Annotated in this window: 17 protein-coding genes and 1 riboswitch; of the genes, 8 read left to right on the top strand and 9 right to left on the bottom strand. The window is 42.3% G+C overall.

Annotated elements, in window-relative coordinates:
• Positions 1-37: 37 nt before the first annotated feature.
• The 6 genes from mnhG to QPK24_RS00530 are packed head-to-tail and all read right to left on the bottom strand — an operon-like array spanning position 38 to position 5,914.
• Positions 38-436 (bottom strand): monovalent cation/H(+) antiporter subunit G, encoded by a 399-nt coding sequence (gene mnhG / locus QPK24_RS00555; RefSeq protein WP_285745361.1) that lies wholly within the window; start codon positions 434-436, stop codon positions 38-40.
• Positions 420-704, bottom strand: coding sequence for a Na(+)/H(+) antiporter subunit F1 (locus QPK24_RS00550; protein ID WP_285745359.1), 285 nt, complete (start codon positions 702-704; stop codon positions 420-422). The genes mnhG and QPK24_RS00550 overlap by 17 nt, the downstream gene beginning before the upstream one ends.
• Complete coding sequence (locus QPK24_RS00545; protein WP_285745357.1) at positions 704-1,180, bottom strand: Na+/H+ antiporter subunit E; 477 nt, start codon at positions 1,178-1,180, stop codon at positions 704-706. The genes QPK24_RS00550 and QPK24_RS00545 overlap by 1 nt, the downstream gene beginning before the upstream one ends.
• A 3-nt stretch (positions 1,181-1,183) precedes the next feature.
• Positions 1,184-2,668, bottom strand: coding sequence for a Na+/H+ antiporter subunit D (locus QPK24_RS00540; RefSeq protein ID WP_285745355.1), 1,485 nt, complete (start codon positions 2,666-2,668; stop codon positions 1,184-1,186).
• On the bottom strand, positions 2,661-2,999 hold the full coding sequence (locus tag QPK24_RS00535) for a Na(+)/H(+) antiporter subunit C (RefSeq protein ID WP_160034311.1): 339 nt from the start codon (positions 2,997-2,999) through the stop codon (positions 2,661-2,663). Before QPK24_RS00535 ends, QPK24_RS00540 begins: the two co-directional genes overlap by 8 nt.
• A gap of 2 nt (positions 3,000-3,001) precedes the next feature.
• The gene (locus QPK24_RS00530) at positions 3,002-5,914 is read right to left on the bottom strand and encodes a Na+/H+ antiporter subunit A (protein ID WP_285745352.1); all 2,913 of its coding nucleotides are present in this window, start codon (positions 5,912-5,914) and stop codon (positions 3,002-3,004) included.
• Between the two features lie 184 nt (positions 5,915-6,098).
• Here QPK24_RS00530 and QPK24_RS00525 point away from each other — a divergent pair, with 184 nt between their 5' ends.
• The gene (locus tag QPK24_RS00525; protein WP_285745350.1) at positions 6,099-8,153 is read left to right on the top strand and encodes a transglycosylase domain-containing protein; all 2,055 of its coding nucleotides are present in this window, start codon (positions 6,099-6,101) and stop codon (positions 8,151-8,153) included.
• Positions 8,154-8,227: 74 nt separating this feature from the next.
• Here the strand turns inward: QPK24_RS00525 and QPK24_RS00520 are convergent, their stop codons facing one another.
• Positions 8,228-8,737 (bottom strand): YwhD family protein, encoded by a 510-nt coding sequence (locus QPK24_RS00520; protein ID WP_285745349.1) that lies wholly within the window; start codon positions 8,735-8,737, stop codon positions 8,228-8,230.
• Positions 8,738-8,840: 103 nt separating this feature from the next.
• Between QPK24_RS00520 and QPK24_RS00515 the strand changes: the two genes are divergently transcribed.
• The 5 genes from QPK24_RS00515 to QPK24_RS00495 all read left to right on the top strand — a co-directional run bounded on the left by QPK24_RS00515 (position 8,841) and on the right by QPK24_RS00495 (position 13,667).
• Positions 8,841-10,820 (top strand): M1 family metallopeptidase, encoded by a 1,980-nt coding sequence (locus tag QPK24_RS00515; protein WP_285745347.1) that lies wholly within the window; start codon positions 8,841-8,843, stop codon positions 10,818-10,820.
• Positions 10,821-10,830: 10 nt separating this feature from the next.
• Entirely contained in the window at positions 10,831-11,661 is an 831-nt protein-coding gene (locus tag QPK24_RS00510; protein ID WP_285745345.1) for a hypothetical protein, read from the top strand.
• A 247-nt stretch (positions 11,662-11,908) separates the two neighbouring features.
• Positions 11,909-12,048, top strand: a riboswitch (cyclic di-AMP (ydaO/yuaA leader).
• Between the two features lie 3 nt (positions 12,049-12,051).
• Positions 12,052-12,519: a C40 family peptidase gene (locus QPK24_RS00505; RefSeq protein WP_160037035.1), complete on the top strand. Its 468-nt coding sequence runs from the start codon at positions 12,052-12,054 to the stop codon at positions 12,517-12,519.
• Positions 12,520-12,685: 166 nt separating this feature from the next.
• Positions 12,686-13,192, top strand: a complete 507-nt coding sequence (locus QPK24_RS00500) for a GNAT family N-acetyltransferase (protein ID WP_285745341.1) — start codon at positions 12,686-12,688, stop codon at positions 13,190-13,192.
• 109 nt (positions 13,193-13,301) lie between these two features.
• Positions 13,302-13,667 carry a c-type cytochrome gene (locus QPK24_RS00495; RefSeq protein ID WP_285745339.1) on the top strand — a complete coding sequence of 122 codons (366 nt, stop codon included), beginning with the start codon at positions 13,302-13,304 and terminating at the stop codon, positions 13,665-13,667.
• A 56-nt stretch (positions 13,668-13,723) separates the two neighbouring features.
• Here the strand turns inward: QPK24_RS00495 and QPK24_RS00490 are convergent, their stop codons facing one another.
• Positions 13,724-14,020, bottom strand: coding sequence for a 4a-hydroxytetrahydrobiopterin dehydratase (locus QPK24_RS00490; protein ID WP_160037032.1), 297 nt, complete (start codon positions 14,018-14,020; stop codon positions 13,724-13,726).
• A 208-nt stretch (positions 14,021-14,228) separates the two neighbouring features.
• Positions 14,229-14,522, bottom strand: coding sequence for a hypothetical protein (locus QPK24_RS00485; RefSeq protein ID WP_213535771.1), 294 nt, complete (start codon positions 14,520-14,522; stop codon positions 14,229-14,231).
• 147 nt (positions 14,523-14,669) lie between these two features.
• On the opposite strand from QPK24_RS00485, the gene motA reads away from it, so the two are divergent.
• Both motA and QPK24_RS00475 read left to right on the top strand, forming a co-directional pair.
• Complete coding sequence (motA, locus tag QPK24_RS00480) at positions 14,670-15,470, top strand: flagellar motor stator protein MotA (protein WP_285745335.1); 801 nt, start codon at positions 14,670-14,672, stop codon at positions 15,468-15,470.
• Positions 15,457-16,251, top strand: coding sequence for a flagellar motor protein MotB (locus QPK24_RS00475; protein ID WP_285745333.1), 795 nt, complete (start codon positions 15,457-15,459; stop codon positions 16,249-16,251). Before motA ends, QPK24_RS00475 begins: the two co-directional genes overlap by 14 nt.
• Positions 16,252-16,306: the final 55 nt, after the last annotated feature.

Here is a 16,306-nt window from a genome sequence, read left to right as displayed (position 1 = left end):
GTGAAGAACATCACTCTGCGTCTTTTTATTCGCCTTTTTATTCGTCTTTTTCATCCACTGATACTTCTTCTTCCTCTGCTAGAATGCGCTTCTTCCCTCGAAGAACAGGAGCTAGTGCATCTTGAACAGTCCCTTTCCACAGCGGGACGTCTGTACGATAGGCTGCCCGAGCATTAAGATGACCGGCAACAGGAGCTGTCATAAACACAAAGAGAATACCTAGAAGGAGCCTTGCACTTATATACCCGTCATATACAATGAAAAACAAGAAACTGCCAAAAAGGATGCACAAAACCCCAAGTGTCGTACTCTTTGTTGCAGCATGAGCACGGAGATAAACATCTGGAAGTCGGATGAGTCCAAAGGCGCTCAGCACACTGATGATGGAGCCAAACAGAACTAAGAGCCCGATGAGTATACTAAAGATCGTCATCATTTTCGAGTACGACCCCCCTCTCGATAAATCTTGCAAAGGCGACTGTACTAATAAAAGCCAAGATGCCTATAAGCAAAATAATATCTACGTAAGCCTGTGTATGAAGCAGCATGGAGAGAATCGCCACACTTCCTATGAGCTGAATTCCTATCGTGTCGAGTGCAGTAATTCGATCTGCCATTGAAGGACCTTTTAATATCCGATATAGACAGCCGATTATAGAGATACCTAATAGAAGCAAAGATATATTTAGAATGACTTGCAGCATTATCTCGTCACCTCCATTATGGCTTTTTCAAAGGAATCCCGGATGCTTGAAACCATTTCCTCTTCTTCAGACATATTAAAAGCATGGATATATAAGGTGCGTTTGTTTTTCGAAATTTCCAGCGCAAGTGTTCCCGGTGTTAAGGAGATAAATAGAAATAAAAGCATGATTTCAAAATCCGAAGTCAGCTCCGTCCGATACTTAAACGTACCTGGCGTAATATCCAGCTTTGGCTTCAGTATGGCGCCAATCACCTGAAATGAAGAGCGGAACAGTTCGACAAGAAGCAATTTCAGCAGCTTGATCACAGCCCAAATACGGATAATATAAAACGGAGTGGGAAAAAAGCGCCGGAATACGCCGATAATCAATAGACCTAATACATATCCCGTTACGAAACCGGCTCCATTCCAGGATTGATTTAATAGCATCCATAAGAAGGCGATGATCAAATTTAGTACGATTTGTCGTGCCATCGATCACCACTCCTTCATAACGTTATCAATATAAAGATTAGGGTCTATGAGTACGTGTGCTGCTGTGGAGAGTGCAGGATAAAGAACTTCAGCAAATATTCCTATTCCAATAATCAGAATAAACAGGAACCCTGACGGAACAAGCAGCTGGTTGACTGAAATCTGTGTTGTCCCTCCATGCATCGTTTTATCCCTGCCCCAAAATGCATAAATGAACACCCGCAGCACAGAGTACAGCATAATAAAACTTGCAATAACAGCAATGGCTGTAAGCCCATAGAGGCCTGCATCAAGTCCGCCTTCGAACAACATCAGTTTACCTGGAAATCCACTAAGCGGCGGTACTCCGGCAAGAGCAAGTGCAGTAACAAAGAACATCCAGCCGAGTAAAGGGTATTTCTTAATCATCCCGCCCATATTGTTCAAATTAGATGTACCCGCAGCAGCAATGAGTGCTCCTCCGAGCAAAAAGAGCAGTGATTTGATAATCATGTCATGTATGAGATAAAACATGAGACCCTCAAGTGCCAGCTTATTGCCAGCTGCCATACCAAAAGCAACAAACCCTACACCCGCTACGACATTGTAGACAAGTATTTTGTTCACGTCCTTATAAGCAATCGCTCCAATAACGCCAAGCAACATTGTCGCTCCTGCCATCCAGCCAATAATAGCATTTGTAAATTGCAGATCATGATAAAAGATTAGCGTAAATACCCTTACGATGGCATATAACCCTACTTTGGTCAGCAGACCAGCAAATAAGGCAGTGACAAGAGCCGGCGGAGCTGCGTAAGATCCAGATAACCAGAAAAAGAGAAACAGACCTGCTTTAATGCTGAAGATAAGCAAAAACAATAAAGCAATGACCCCTAAAATCCCATCTTGACCTACTTCAGCCACCCGTACAGACAGATGGGCCATATTAATGGTTCCTGTCACAGAATACAAATACCCAATAGCAACTACTAGTAAAGATGACGAAACCATATTAATAAGTACATATTTCAGTGATTCTCTAAGCTGACGTTCTGTATTGCCCAGTACCAAAAGCGCATAAGAGGAAATCAGCATCAGCTCAAAGCAAACAAACAAATTAAATAGATCACCTGTTAGAAAAGATCCATTTACACCCGCCATTAAGAATTGAAAAAATACATAGAAATGATGTTTCTCCCGCTCTTCTGTAATGCTTTGAAAAGCATAAAAAGTACAGGCGACTGAAATTATGGAAGACACCAATACTAATAATGAAGCAAGTGTATCTGCAACAAATACAATGCCGTAGGGGGCTGCCCACCCCCCCATATTAAGAAGCTGAAGCCCTGATGTGGACACCGTATAAAATAAGAAAGCCGTAACGAGGAGCGTAGCTATTGAACCAATTCCACTAATCAGACGCTGCATCCGGACAGATTTCATAAAGAAAACGAGCAAAATTCCGGTTAGTACTGGCAAGAAGATGGGAAGAACAACCACATTATTCATATTTCGGCCCCCTTACTTCTTCCATATCGTCTGTTTTTAACTTCAAATAGGACCGATATGCAAGGACGAAAAAGAATGCCAAAAGTCCAAAGTTAATAACTATGGAGGTTAGAATTAACGCCTGTGGCAGCGGATCTACGTAATTCTCAGCCTTCTCTCCTAATAGGGGAGGTGCTCCCGTTTTTAGACGGGCCATGGTCATCAGGAGTAAATGTACGCCATGGGTTAACAAGGAAAGACCTAGTACAAGACGAAGCAAACTCCTTGAAAGAATTAAATACACTCCTATAGCAAATAGAATACCTACGGTAACACTCATAATAATTTCCATAACTAACGGTCCTCCCCGATCTGTAAGATGATCGTCATCGTAACACCCAAGACAGCCATAAATACTCCAGTCTCAAACAGGGTAGCTGTCGTTAATTCCACTTCTCCCAGCAAAGGAATATCGAAATATCCAAATGCCTGACTCATGAATGGTAAGTCAAAGACAAAGGAACCAGCCGCTGTTGCCAATGAGATTAAGAGACCGCAGGCAATAACTGTACGATAATCTACGGGTAGAATTCGGCGAAGGGTATCTGTATTAAACGCAATGGCTAAAAGAACAAGAGCAGATGCGGTAACCAGTCCACTAATAAAGCCCCCGCCTGGCTGATGATGTCCTGCAAAGAATAGATAGAGTGCAAAGATAAGGATGATAAACACGATAATTTTCGTGCTCATCTGCAGGAACACATCATTACTGCGAAGTGAAACACTGTTCCAGCTCTCCGGATTTGAGTTACTTCTCTCTTTTTCCGTTGATTCTTGCTTCTCTCTTGCGAGTGTATGATGAGAAGACCCCAAGTCTTTACCATTCAAATTGAGATTAATCATAGAATAAATAGCAAGTGCTGCTACCCCCAAGACCATAATTTCAAGTAATGTATCAAAACCTCTAAAATCAACGAGCAGTACATTTACAATATTTTTTCCGCCTGCTAGGTTATAACTTTCCGCCGTGTAGAACTCAGATATGGTATCAAGTTGTATGGTTCCGCTAGCAGCGAGAGCAATCAGCATCACAATAATACCTACACCTACGGAGATGATAAGATTTACAGATTTATACTTCTTGCTAGATTTCGGCGTAAGTTCAGGCAGATGGTAGAAGCACAGCAGGAAAAGTGCTACGGATACCGTCTCTACAACCATCTGTGTTAGTGCGAGATCCGGTGCACGGAATAACACAAAGAACAAACTAACTAGATAACCAACTGCTCCTGTTAAAATGACAGCTGATAAACGATGTTTAGCAAAGGGTATACAGATTGCTGTAACGACAAGACCAACAAGTAAAATGGTCTCATACAACTTAAAGGAATTATATCCGCTGAAATTCCATTCAATATTCGTTGCATGATAGAAACCGTAGCTGATCAACACAATCATAAACACAAAGATATAGATGAGATAGTTCCGAACCGAACCATTCATATAAGTTTGTGTCCAACGTTTAGAAAATCGATGCAATGCACGAAATACAGCATTATAAAACTTATTAACGGTATACACAGGGATGTAATCTTCATAAACCGTTTTCCAGCGAGGCAGCAATTTATATGAGATAACACCCAGTACAATGACTCCTGCCGTCATCCATAATTCTGGAGTAACACCATGCCAGAGATACAAATGGACATCAAACCGTTCTCCTTCAGCGAGGAGTGGAGATAATACGGAAGCCATTGCCGGTTCTATAATCGACGAGGATAAAATATCGGGATAAATACCGGTGATTAAGACCATAGATACAAGAATAAGGGGAGGAATCAACATTCCAATTGGAGCTTCATGCAGCTTTTGGAGTGGAATATCTGTTTTGTTCTTACCAAGGAAGGTGCGAAACACAATAACGAGCGAGTAGATAAACGTCATTACACTACCGATCCAGGCAAGTACAGGAAAAATAATCCCCCATGTGCCAAGGCTAAATATAGAAAAGTCTGCTGCTTCAAGTGTAGCTTTGAAGAACATCTCCTTACTGACAAATCCATTAAATGGCGGCAGGCCGGCCATAGAAAAGGTGCCGATCAGCGCAACAGTAAACGTAAACGGCATAACGGTAATTAACCCGCCAAGTTTCCGGATATCACGTGTACCGGTCTCATGATCTACAATCCCTGCCATCATAAATAGAGAACCTTTAAACAGCGCATGATTGAACAAATGAAGTAATCCTGCCATTGTAGCCGTGGTATAAAGCATGGACTCTGCGCCATAACCAAAGTAGAGTGCGGCTGATCCTAGTCCAAACAAAGACATAATTAGCCCCAGCTGCGATACCGTGGAATATGCCAAGATTGCCTTTAAATCTGTTTTCTTTATGGCAATCAGTGCACCATAAACCATTGATATCGTCCCCACTAAAGAAATAATCCAAAACCAAGTGGCTTCTCCGCCAAAAACAGGTGTAAACCTGGCAACGATATAAATTCCTGCTTTGACCATGGTTGCCGAGTGCAAGTATGCACTAACGGGTGTTGGGGCCTCCATTGCATCAGGCAGCCAAACATGGAACGGAAACTGCGCTGATTTGGTGAAAGCTCCGATTAGGATTAAAATAAGAGCAGGAACAAATAGATGATGCTCTGCAATATTAGATACAGATTCGATCGTCTCCCGAATACTGTAAGATCCGCTGATTAGATACAGTAAGATAAACCCAGTTAACATGGCGAATCCACCAAAAACAGTAATCAGGAATGACTTACTCGCGCCGCGAATTGATGCCTCTTTCTTGTGATGAAAAGCGATAAGTAAAAAAGAAGCAATACTGGTTAGTTCCCAGAACCCATACAAAACCATCATATTATCTGAAAGAACGACACCAAGCATGGCTCCCATAAAAAGGAGCAGATATAGATAGAAACGATGCAAAGCCTCATCCTGCTTCATATAATAAATGGAATACAGTACAACCAATGAGCCAATACCCGTAATAAGCAGTGCTAACAGCAGGCTTAACCCATCCAATAAAATGGTGAAATTAATCCCAAGGGATGGCATCCAATCTAGCGATTCACTAATCAAATTCCGGTTACTTATTTGTGGAATCAAGCTCAGAAAGTAAATCAGTAGGACAAGCGGGATGGTTAGAACTGCCCAGCCCAGGTGGAAGCTGCGAGACAAACGTTTCATAAAGGCTATCCCAACTCCTGCTAGAATGGGGAGCAGTATGGCCGCATGAATCAAGTACACAAGTACACCCCCTATGTAAGATAAAGAATCCAAAAGTCGTAGAGCAGAGTTAGCATGAACTAGACTTTATGTTAACCTTTACCCTAAATACCGGTGTAAAGAATCTGTATAAATCGTGAATAATGGATGAATTGTATTCCCATAATGGAATATAAGGCAGTTTTTTTGAAAGGAGACCTATGTGATGCCAGAATCTACAGATCAGTCAAAAACGCAATATTCTCGCACCAAAAAGATTCTGAAGTGGTTAGCAGGACTAACCGTACTGGGTCTGATATTTGCTGTTATACTTCTTGTCTATCTATATGCGACTAGTCTTCCTCTTGCAGATAATGACCATAACTCCAGACTTTTTGATATAGATGGTGAAGTTATCGCCACATTCTCTCCCGAAGGGAAGGATTCCATTCCCGTCAAGTTAGACCAAGTTGCACCTGCGCTTACCCAGGCTACCATCTCGGTAGAAGATCGGAAGTTCTATTCTCATTTTGGGTTTGACTGGAAAGGAGTGGCTCGTGCCATTCTCGTTAATATAAAAGAGATGAACATGTCGCAAGGGGCTAGTACGATCACACAGCAGCTGGCAAGAAACTTGTATCTGTCTCATGAGAAAACGTGGTCTCGTAAAATTAAAGAGGCTATATACACGGCACAACTTGAAATGAAGTACACCAAAGATGAAATTTTACAAATGTATCTTAACGAAATTTATTACGGCCATGGTGCTTATGGTATTGAATCTGCAGCGCAAATGTATTTTGGCAAGTCTGCAGCCGATTTAAATTTAGCGGAAAGTGCCATGCTTGCCGGCATTCCAAAAGGACCGACCTATTATTCTCCTTACAACAATATGAAGAAGGCGAAAGATCGTCAAAAGGTTGTACTGAATTCAATGGTCACTACCGGAGCTATTACGCAAGAGGAAGCTGATGAGGCTTATAATGAATTGCTTGATATCAAGCCAAAAAGTCAGCCAAAGACAAATGAAAAAGCCTCCTATTTCCGAGACTATATAAGAAACGTAGTGGTTAATGATCTGGGGATCGATTCAGCTAAATTAGAACATGGCGGTCTTAACATTTACACCACCCTGGATATGCAGATGCAAGAAGCTGCTGAAGATGCGATCGCTAACGGAATGGATAAAGAAAGTGATCTTGAAGTAGGTTTAGTATCCATTGATCCGAGAAATGGATATGTAAAGGCCATGGTCGGAGGAACAGACTATAACTCCAGTCAGTACAACCATGCACTGGCGGATAATAGGCAGCCTGCATCCTCTTTTAAACCGATTATGTACTTGGCTGCCATTTCATCAAAGCAGATGACCGCTATCTCGCAATTTGATAGTAAACCGACTGTGTTCAAGTACGATAATGATCGTAAAACGTATGAACCAAAAAACTTTGGTGATAAATATCTTGGACCCATTGATATGAGAAAAGCGATTGCGGTCTCTGATAATATTTATGCGGTGAGTACTCTAATGCAAATTGGAACGGACCCAGTTATTGAAATGGCCAAAAAACTCGGGATTACGAGTTCCCTTAATCCCGTACCATCACTCGCGCTGGGTACATCGCCTGTCAGTCCTTTTGAGATGGCGTCGGCTTATTCAGTTCTCGCTAATGAGGGACTTCGTAATGCCCCTATAGCTGTGCTGAAAATTACGGATGCAGCAGACCGAATTGTCTACAAAGTGCCGGAACAGACCCCCGAACAAGTAGTAGATACCGCTTCTGCTTATGTAGTAACAAGTCTGCTCGAAAGTGTCTTTGATACAGGGGGAACCGCTCACCGGGTAGCCGATAAGATCAAGAGACCGGTTGCCGGGAAAACAGGCACCACAAGTTCAGATGCTTGGCTTGTAGGTTACACACCTGAATTATCGACAGCAGTATGGGTAGGATATGATAATAATCAGGAGATTACTACTTCTGAAAGCCGAAGAGCCGCTCCTATTTTTGCAGAATATATGGAAAAAGCGCTCGAAAATGTTCCGCCGAAAATATTCCCTGTTCCTGAAGAAGTGGTTAGTGTCTATATCGATCCTTCTACCGGAAAACTTGCCGGGGAGAACTGTGAAAGCCGTAGACTTGAAGTGTTTGTCCGCGGTACAGAACCTACGGAATACTGTGATGAACATGAAGCAAAACCGGGCTCAAACGGAGAAGATGACATTCAAAATGACCGAGATGATTCTTGGTGGAATCACTTTAAACGTTGGTGGACGAATTAAGGGTCAATCAACTGTACGTTCTTACAATACAAAGAGGGTTTCGGCTAATGCCGAAACCCTCTTCTTTTTGCTGTTTAGTTCGTCTCTAGTGCCTGTTTGAGTTCATCTGGAGCTGCATTCCACCAGTCTTCATTATGAGAAATAAGCAGATGCTTTAATGCTGCCTTATCTTCATCTCCCAGCTCATCTAACATGACACGGCGCTTCATTGCATAATCCATTTTATTTACATGGTCAGCGAGAATCTTCCAGCCGCGTTTTGCTTCTGTATCGATCAACATCTCACATGCGGTCGCTCCTGCGTAAAACTGGCCTTCTGCCGTACGATCTACTGCTACCCATACTAACCATACTTGCCGGCCATTCGGTACATCTGCTTTTTCCGTAGAAAATTTAATACCGCGTTCTACCTTACTCTTTGCATGCATCGCACCAATATCAATGGTAGCAACGCCTCCATCAATGATAACAGGAGAAACGTTGTTCAAATCAATCGAACCTGAACCAAAACCTTTATGCTTACTCTTGCTGTTCACAATATTTAAGGCAATCTGCTTCTTGCCAATTTGACCGTTTTGTTCCATTTTTATGGCCTCCAAAAGTTGATACCAATATTTTAACTAATATTTCTCCGCTTGCAAACATATACATGCCTTAGATGCTTGTCAAGTGGGAGGTATTTAACGTATGACCCCAGTTCGCGCGAAAATAATTCTATCCTCTGTTCTTGCTATTTGTGTTCTCGGCGGCACACTGCTGCTCAGTTTAAGCCAAGCCCCATCTACGCAATCTGCCCTTGCGCCGATACCGGGCAATGTAAATGCCCAAGTGCCTGCGCCCACAGAGGGAATTGTACAGACACCGCTTGCCGAGGTGCTTAGTGACCGTGTAGTTGAATATCACATTGATGTTCAATTAACAGAAGACCATGTCCTTAAAGGCACTTCTACCTTGACGTGGACCCATCCAGGTAAGAAAACGGTGAGTGAGCTTTATTTTCATTTGTATCCCAATGCGTTTGCCTCAGATGAGACAACCTTTATGAAAGAATCGGGAGGCAAACTCAGAGGAGATGCGATGCCGAAAGATGGTTACGGCTCCATGAAACTTACAGAAATAAAAACACCAGACGGTCTTTCTCTCCTTCATCGCATTCAATATGTACAGCCCGATGACGGAAATATACACGATAAGAGTCTGGTCAAAGTCCGTTTGCCCAAGCCTGTAAAAGGGGGAGAATCGATCACCCTCCATATGTCCTTTGAAGTGGATATGCCCAGGATCTTTGCCAGGATGGGAACAGCAGATAACTTCGTTATGGCAGGACAATGGTTTCCCAAACTAAGTGTCTATGAACCTGTCGGAACACGCAACCGAAAGACCGAAGGTTGGAATTTACATCAATATCACGGTAATTCCGAATTTTACTCAGACTTTGGAATTTATAGTGTACGTATTGCGGTACCTGCTAATTATACCGTAGCAGCAACGGGTTTCCCAACCAAACCTTATTATAAAAAGGACGATCAGCGTATTTATCAGTTCTATGCTGATGATGTTCATGACTTTGCTTGGGCCGCTTCCCCCGATTTTGTCGTTGTAGAAGAACCGTTCTCTGCACCGAATGTACCTGGAGTCCGAATTAAGCTTTTTCTAGACCCTGCTCATGCTGATCTTAAAGACCGCTACCTGTATGCAGCAAAATCGGCTTTATCCAATTTTAGCAAATGGTACGGAAAATACCCGTACTCCACATTATCCATCGTTGTGCCTCCCAAAGCAGGAAATGGAGCCGGCGGGATGGAGTATCCTACCTTGGTTACCGCTTTCGGCGCAGATGAAACATCGCCTGGTTATGAGCTGGAGCGCACTGTCATTCATGAGATTGGACATCAATACTTCTATGGCATGATTGCAAGTAATGAATTTGAAGAAGCTTGGCTTGACGAGGCCTTTACTTCCTATGCTGAGGAACGCTTAATGGAACAAGAATATGGGCTTTCATCCCACATCCCTTTGCAGTCTGGTTATATTACTTCTCCTGCCTCCCTCACGCAGGAAGCATGGAAATATGATTCACAGCAGCATTATGCAGAAAATGTATACACCCGCGGCAAACTCGTCTTGCGAGCCATTGAGCAGCAAATCGGCATCAAAAAAATGGACAAAGTCATGTCTGCCTATGCTGCCAAGTACCGTTTTAAACATCCAACGACGAAAGATTTTCAGACCGTACTCGAACAAGTTACCCGCAAATCTTGGGCTGCTTTCTTCGATCAGTATGTATACAGCAACATGATGGCTGACTTTGCTGTAGACTCGGTCCAGGTGAAGGATCAAAGCACAGAAACGGAACCAAACTACATCTCAACTGTAAAATTGAGTAAGAGAGCTGGAGACTACACCGGAATCCCAGTAGTGTTTGCCTTTAAAGACGGTCATATGATTCGCAAAGAGTGGGACGGCAAAGATGCGAATGTTATCTACAATCTAACGTATAAAGAACCTATAGAATGGGTCATGGTAGACCCTTCCTACTCGATCGCCATTGAAAACAAACATATTAATAATTATATGAGAGCTGAAGTAGAAGAAGAAATACAGACTCGGTTTAACATCAGTATTACGAAACTGATTGAAACCCTGCTTGGAAGTCTGTCATGGTGAGGTGGAGTCGATGAAAGTATATATATCAGAAGGATTCAAATCTATGAGAGAGCATTATTTTGTTGTATTGTTTCTTTTTATATACCAGCTGGTCTGGGGAATGTTTCTTTATAAGATTGTTTCTTCTGCTGTGGTGCCGCTGTTGATGCGCTATCCCGATCCTCCGCCTCACGAGCTTAGTAAGGTGCTGTTTTGGATGGAGGGTCAGCTTAGTTTATCGGTAAGCCCGTTAGTTCATCAGTACGCCTGGCTGCTAATCCTTATGTTCCTCATTCGAATGCTGATGACCCCGCTTATTCGAGCAGGTTTACTTCACAGTCTGCATGAACAAGGGAATTCAGCAAAAGGTCTGGCTTTCTTTCAAGGCATTAAGAAACATTGGAGAAAAACATCTCTTCTCTATTTTATAGAGATCATCCTATTACTCATCCCTGCTTACTGGATTGTTCCAGTTATTCTTCCGAATCTTATTACAGCTATTTATAATCTGCCTGTACTTACTAAAATCATTCCTTACCTTCTCTTGTGGATGATCTACGGCTATATAGTAAAGCAGCTGCTGCTTTACTGCCAGATTGGCCTCATTGGAAAACGCAGCGGCTCTGTATCGATATGGATCTGTATCCGTTATGCCGTTCCTGTCACTTTGGTCTCCCTTTTGCTCGGCTTCATTACGCTAGCCATATTTGGTTCATTCACAGCTGTCTCCTTAATTTGGACGGGACTTCTAGCTCTGATTCTACAGCAATCCTATCATCTCATTCGGTCCATTATGAATGTGTGGAAAATCAGTTCTCATTTTAGTCTGTGGAATTCAAAAACCAGCTCTAATCACTCCTAAAGTTAGCACGAACTACTTCTTACCAAAAGATAAGCCTGGCTCATTATCGTATGAGTCAGGCTTATTTTGTATTTTTTCCCTGAAAACGATTGCCAAATTTACACATATTCTGTTACAATAAGCCCAGAACATGTTGTGACAACTTTGTAATCTATTGTAACTAAATTGACCAAGCTTTTATTACATAATCATTTCATTGTTTTTATGAATCGGAAATACATAGTACATACGTCTTCACAGGTACATATCATCAGATACGCCAAATTCCTGGTACCTGGGAAGCGGGGGAACCATATTACGGGTGAATTGATCTCGCAACAGAGTGGTCATAGGGGAACCTTCTACCGAATCCTTAAGCTAACCTCGCAGGCATTGGAAGGAGTTTATTTTTTGAAAAAGACATTAACTGCTGCAGCGCTAAGCCTAGCAATCGCATTATCCATTGGAACAGGGAGTGCATTTGCTGACTCCAAAATGGACAAGGTTATTGAAAGCGTTCAGGGAACAGACTATAAATACGGCGGAACTACTCTTAGTGGTTTTGATTGTTCTGGTTTCACGATGTACGTATTCGAGAAGCTGGGAATTGAACTACCAAGACAATCGGGTTCACAGTTCAATATGGGTACAGAAGTGTCTCGTTCTGATATTAGAACGGGTGATCTTGTATTCTTTAATACCAGCGGTAAAGGGGTATCCCATGTAGGTATTTTTGTTGGGGATGGTAAGTTTGCACATGCTTCTTCCTCTAAAGGCGTGACGATCAGTAAGCTTGACGAAAGCTACTATGCAAAGCGTTATGTAGGTGCAAAGCGAATTATGAGTACTGAACAGTTCGAAACAGCTACTCTAGACTAATATTTCTAATCATTACCCTAATAACTCGGCCTTGACTACTTTTTTTACAAAAAGTAATCAGGTTCGAGTTTTTTTATTTATCCTCTATTCCATATTGCTTGCCTCGCCTCTCTCTTAACCTGTAGAGTGGTAGGAAAGATAAATTTTAGATTAAAGGAGCGATCCTATGACACAAACATCCCCTGTTTTCCGAGTCATGCCCATGACCGAAGAGCAAGCTGCGGAGATTAGTACCTGGGAGTACGAGCCTCCCTATAATATATACGGCTGGCTGCCTTGGGATCAGATGAAAGCTTTAGAGATTGAGTTTGGAGATCCCGTGCTAAGAGCACAGCAATATGTATCTGTAGTACGAGAACAAGAGTTGCCTGCACTATGTGGTTTTGCTCAGCTGTTTCCTATAGAAGGAGTCACTCGGCTTGGCTTTGGTATGCGTCCCTCTTTGTGTGGCAATGGGTACGGTCAGGCCTTTGTGTCTTCTGTTGTACATGAAGCTCAAAAAAGGAATCCAAGCCATGTCATTGACTTGGAAGTGCTCACCTGGAATACGAGAGCCATTCGGGCGTACGAAAAAGCTGGGTTTGTTATTGATGACACATATGAGCGGCTGACTCCTGAAGGTACTCAATTATTTCACTGCATGATTTACAAAAAACATGTCATATCTAGCTGAGTTTACTTATTCTCGCTTTTGTTTAAATATTTACCATAAAATACTATGAACCTGAAGCCGGTTACATTATAATGAAATAAGGAATGTACATAGTAGGAGGACACTACAAATGAAGAAATGGATCATGAGCGGTTTGTTTTTCTTCGCTTGCGCTTTTGCCCTCGTGTTAATGTTTACGGTACCAGGAAGAGAACAAGAGATGGCAGAAGAAGCCGGACCCACTATGCCCGAGGTAACTCTGGATGCTGCAAGTGCTGAGGAAAAAGCTAAAGGAAGCTGTATCTCTTGTCATGGAAATCAGCTTGAAGGAGGCGTTGGTCCTTCCTTGCAAAAGGTTGGCGCTGAATTAAATGCTGAGCAGCTTTATAAGACGATTAGTAAGGGTAAAGGCGGAGGCAAAATGCCTGCTTTTGAAGGACAACTTTCCGACGAAGAAATTGCGAACCTTGCTCTTTGGCTATCCGAGAAAAAGTGAATCAACAAAACACGCCTTATCCTCTCCCTTCTAGGAGACGATAAGGCGTGTTTTCATTACACTTGCATCATTCTGTTGTATGCCTCGTTATATTGCTGAGCCTCTTTAATATCAATAGCAGTGATGCCACCAACGTCCCAGGAAGTAAGTCTTAATGTGACTACTTTATGGTCAATCGTAATGAAAGGGTGATGATTAAACGCTTCGGAGATTAAACCTACTTCATCCACAAAAGCTATGCCTTTCATAAAGTTGGTGAATGTAAATTTGCGAACAATCCACCGACCTTCCTCGTACTCCCAACCTTCGAGTTTATCGAGATGAGCTTCTACTTCCTCTTGCGTAAAGACCATCGTTCAATCTAACCTCCCCTAATCAAAAAACGTATCCAAATCAGCATGCCCGGTGCCTTTGTAGATACTCTAGCTTGTGACTTAAATAGTATGCCCTGCTGCACAAGCCTATCACTGGAAAATAGGAAGCCGTTCGCTTCCCGAACGGCTTTATTCGTGTTCCATCTTATCACGGAAGGAACGTTAAATCCAGTTGTAACCTATTCCTTTAGATGAGGGATACAAAGTCGAGTTCATCATCCCCGATAAGAATATTTAAGCGATGGAGTTCCTGATCATGAATAACAACCCCGCTGCCAACGCTAATCATTTTCTCAGATCCCAACGCGTAGAACAGATCCTCTGCAAGTGCTTCATCTACTTCCAAACGATCTTTTTCTCCGAGTCTCGCCCAGTCTTCTTCCTCCATCTCGAAAAAGATATACCGATCCGGTATTTTTCCAAGAGCCTGTATTAAATCTTGCAAAATATCATTATACTCGCGTCCATGTTTTACACCCATTTGAATGTTCACTCCATTTCCATATCGTAGTTCTATTATACCGAAAATAAACCTTCATAAAAACGAATCACATGTCGATAAATAAAATAAATGAGCCGGATGTCTCAATGAAAGGATTCAGATTAAATCTCACGGACGAGGTGTATCATGGAAATTTCAACTATTATCGGATTAATCTTAGGAATCGTTGCACTTGTATTTGGTATGATCCTGAAGGGAGCGCCAATTATCAACTTGGTAAATAACCCTGCGGCTTACCTTATCATTTTTGGCGGTACCATTGCCACGATATTCATGGCATTTCCCATGTCTGAAGTCAAAAAAATACCGAAGCTGTTCAAGATTGTCTTCACAAAACCAAAACTTATCGAGAAAATTACGCTCATTAGTATGTTTGCCGAATGGGCTTCCATTACTAGACGTGAAGGTCTGCTTGCCTTGGAATCGAAAGTAGAAGAAATCGATGATGATTTCCTTCGCGGCGGTATGCGAATGATTATTGATGGTAATGATCAGGAATTTGTACGCGACGTACTTATGGAAGATATTCATGCAACCGAAGATCGCCATAAAGTAGGTGCTCTTATTTTCTCACAAGCAGGTATGTATGCTCCAACTCTCGGTGTGCTCGGAGCAGTAGTTGGTTTAATAGCAGCTCTGGCTGATCTGAGCGATATGGAAAAGTTGTCTCATGCCATCGCAGCCGCTTTTATCGCTACCTTGCTCGGTATTTTCTCAGGTTATGTGCTGTGGCATCCCATTGCTAACAAACTGAAGCGTATGTCTAAACAGGAAGCAGAGGTCAAACTGATGATGGTGGAAGGTCTCCTTTCCATTCAATCCGGTGTTTCTACCATTGCCATTAATCAAAAATTATCTGTATTTCTGACCCCGCGTGAACGCGCTGAACTTGCTAATAAGGAGGGAGGAACAGGTGAAAAAGAGTAATAAGCGTCACGAAGAACACGAAGAACATGCAGACGAAAGCTGGCTCTTGCCTTATTCAGATCTCATGACACTCTTACTCGCCTTATTCATCACCTTGTTCTCCATGAGTTCCGTAGATGCTAAGAAGTTTGAAGAGATGTCCCAGGCACTTAGCAGTGCTCTTAATGGAGGTACAGGAGTTCTAGAACATTCCTCCTCTTACGATGCTGGCCCTGGTGCGGATCTTGGTAAAAACAAGAGTCCTTCCAGTAATCCAAATACGGCGACAGATGCTGCACTTGCGAAAAAGGAGCAAGAAGACTTAGAAAAATTAAAGAAACAGCTCGACGATTATATTGATAAAAACGGCTTAACTAATCAGCTTGATACGAAGCTCAATCAATCCCAGCTTATGATTACTATCGCGGATAATGCTCTATTTGCATCAGGAGCGGCGGATGTGAAACCAGAGGCAAAAGTGCTTGCCAAAAATATCTCCCGAATGCTTGAACAATTCCCCTCTTATGATGTCATTGTTACCGGACATACAGATAATATGCCTATTAGCAATTACAAGTACACAGATAACTGGGATTTGAGCAGTGACCGTGCGCTGAATTTTTTGAAAATCGTACTTCAGAATTCTAAATTAGACCCTTCTAAATTCACCCCAAGTGGATATGGCGAATACCATCCCGTTGAGTCGAATGCTACGGCAGAAGGACGTGCAAAAAACAGAAGAGTTGAAATCTCCATCATTCGGAAGTATAACGGAGAAACGAAAACAACAAATGTACAATAATTAAAGACTCAAAATAGAAGAAGCTGTGCCCAGAGCACAGCTTCTTCTATTTATA

It is taken from the genome of Paenibacillus polygoni, from assembly GCF_030263935.1.
GTDB lineage: Bacteria > Bacillota > Bacilli > Paenibacillales > Paenibacillaceae > Paenibacillus > Paenibacillus polygoni.
This window is presented reverse-complemented; position numbering and strand designations above follow the sequence as displayed.

Coding starts and splice junctions, on each gene's coding strand:
- QPK24_RS00550 (WP_285745359.1), bottom strand. CDS start 704: ATGCTGCAAGTCATTCTAAATATATCTTTGCTTCTATTAGGTATCTCT.
- QPK24_RS00515 (WP_285745347.1), top strand. CDS start 8,841: ATGACCCCAGTTCGCGCGAAAATAATTCTATCCTCTGTTCTTGCTATT.
- QPK24_RS00540 (WP_285745355.1), bottom strand. CDS start 2,668: ATGAATAATGTGGTTGTTCTTCCCATCTTCTTGCCAGTACTAACCGGA.
- QPK24_RS00545 (WP_285745357.1), bottom strand. CDS start 1,180: ATGGCACGACAAATCGTACTAAATTTGATCATCGCCTTCTTATGGATG.
- QPK24_RS00485 (WP_213535771.1), bottom strand. CDS start 14,522: ATGGGTGTAAAACATGGACGCGAGTATAATGATATTTTGCAAGATTTA.
- QPK24_RS00490 (WP_160037032.1), bottom strand. CDS start 14,020: ATGGTCTTTACGCAAGAGGAAGTAGAAGCTCATCTCGATAAACTCGAA.
- QPK24_RS00500 (WP_285745341.1), top strand. CDS start 12,686: ATGACACAAACATCCCCTGTTTTCCGAGTCATGCCCATGACCGAAGAG.
- QPK24_RS00525 (WP_285745350.1), top strand. CDS start 6,099: ATGCCAGAATCTACAGATCAGTCAAAAACGCAATATTCTCGCACCAAA.
- motA (WP_285745335.1), top strand. CDS start 14,670: ATGGAAATTTCAACTATTATCGGATTAATCTTAGGAATCGTTGCACTT.
- mnhG (WP_285745361.1), bottom strand. CDS start 436: ATGATGACGATCTTTAGTATACTCATCGGGCTCTTAGTTCTGTTTGGC.
- QPK24_RS00535 (WP_160034311.1), bottom strand. CDS start 2,999: ATGGAAATTATTATGAGTGTTACCGTAGGTATTCTATTTGCTATAGGA.
- QPK24_RS00495 (WP_285745339.1), top strand. CDS start 13,302: ATGAAGAAATGGATCATGAGCGGTTTGTTTTTCTTCGCTTGCGCTTTT.
- QPK24_RS00520 (WP_285745349.1), bottom strand. CDS start 8,737: ATGGAACAAAACGGTCAAATTGGCAAGAAGCAGATTGCCTTAAATATT.
- QPK24_RS00510 (WP_285745345.1), top strand. CDS start 10,831: ATGAAAGTATATATATCAGAAGGATTCAAATCTATGAGAGAGCATTAT.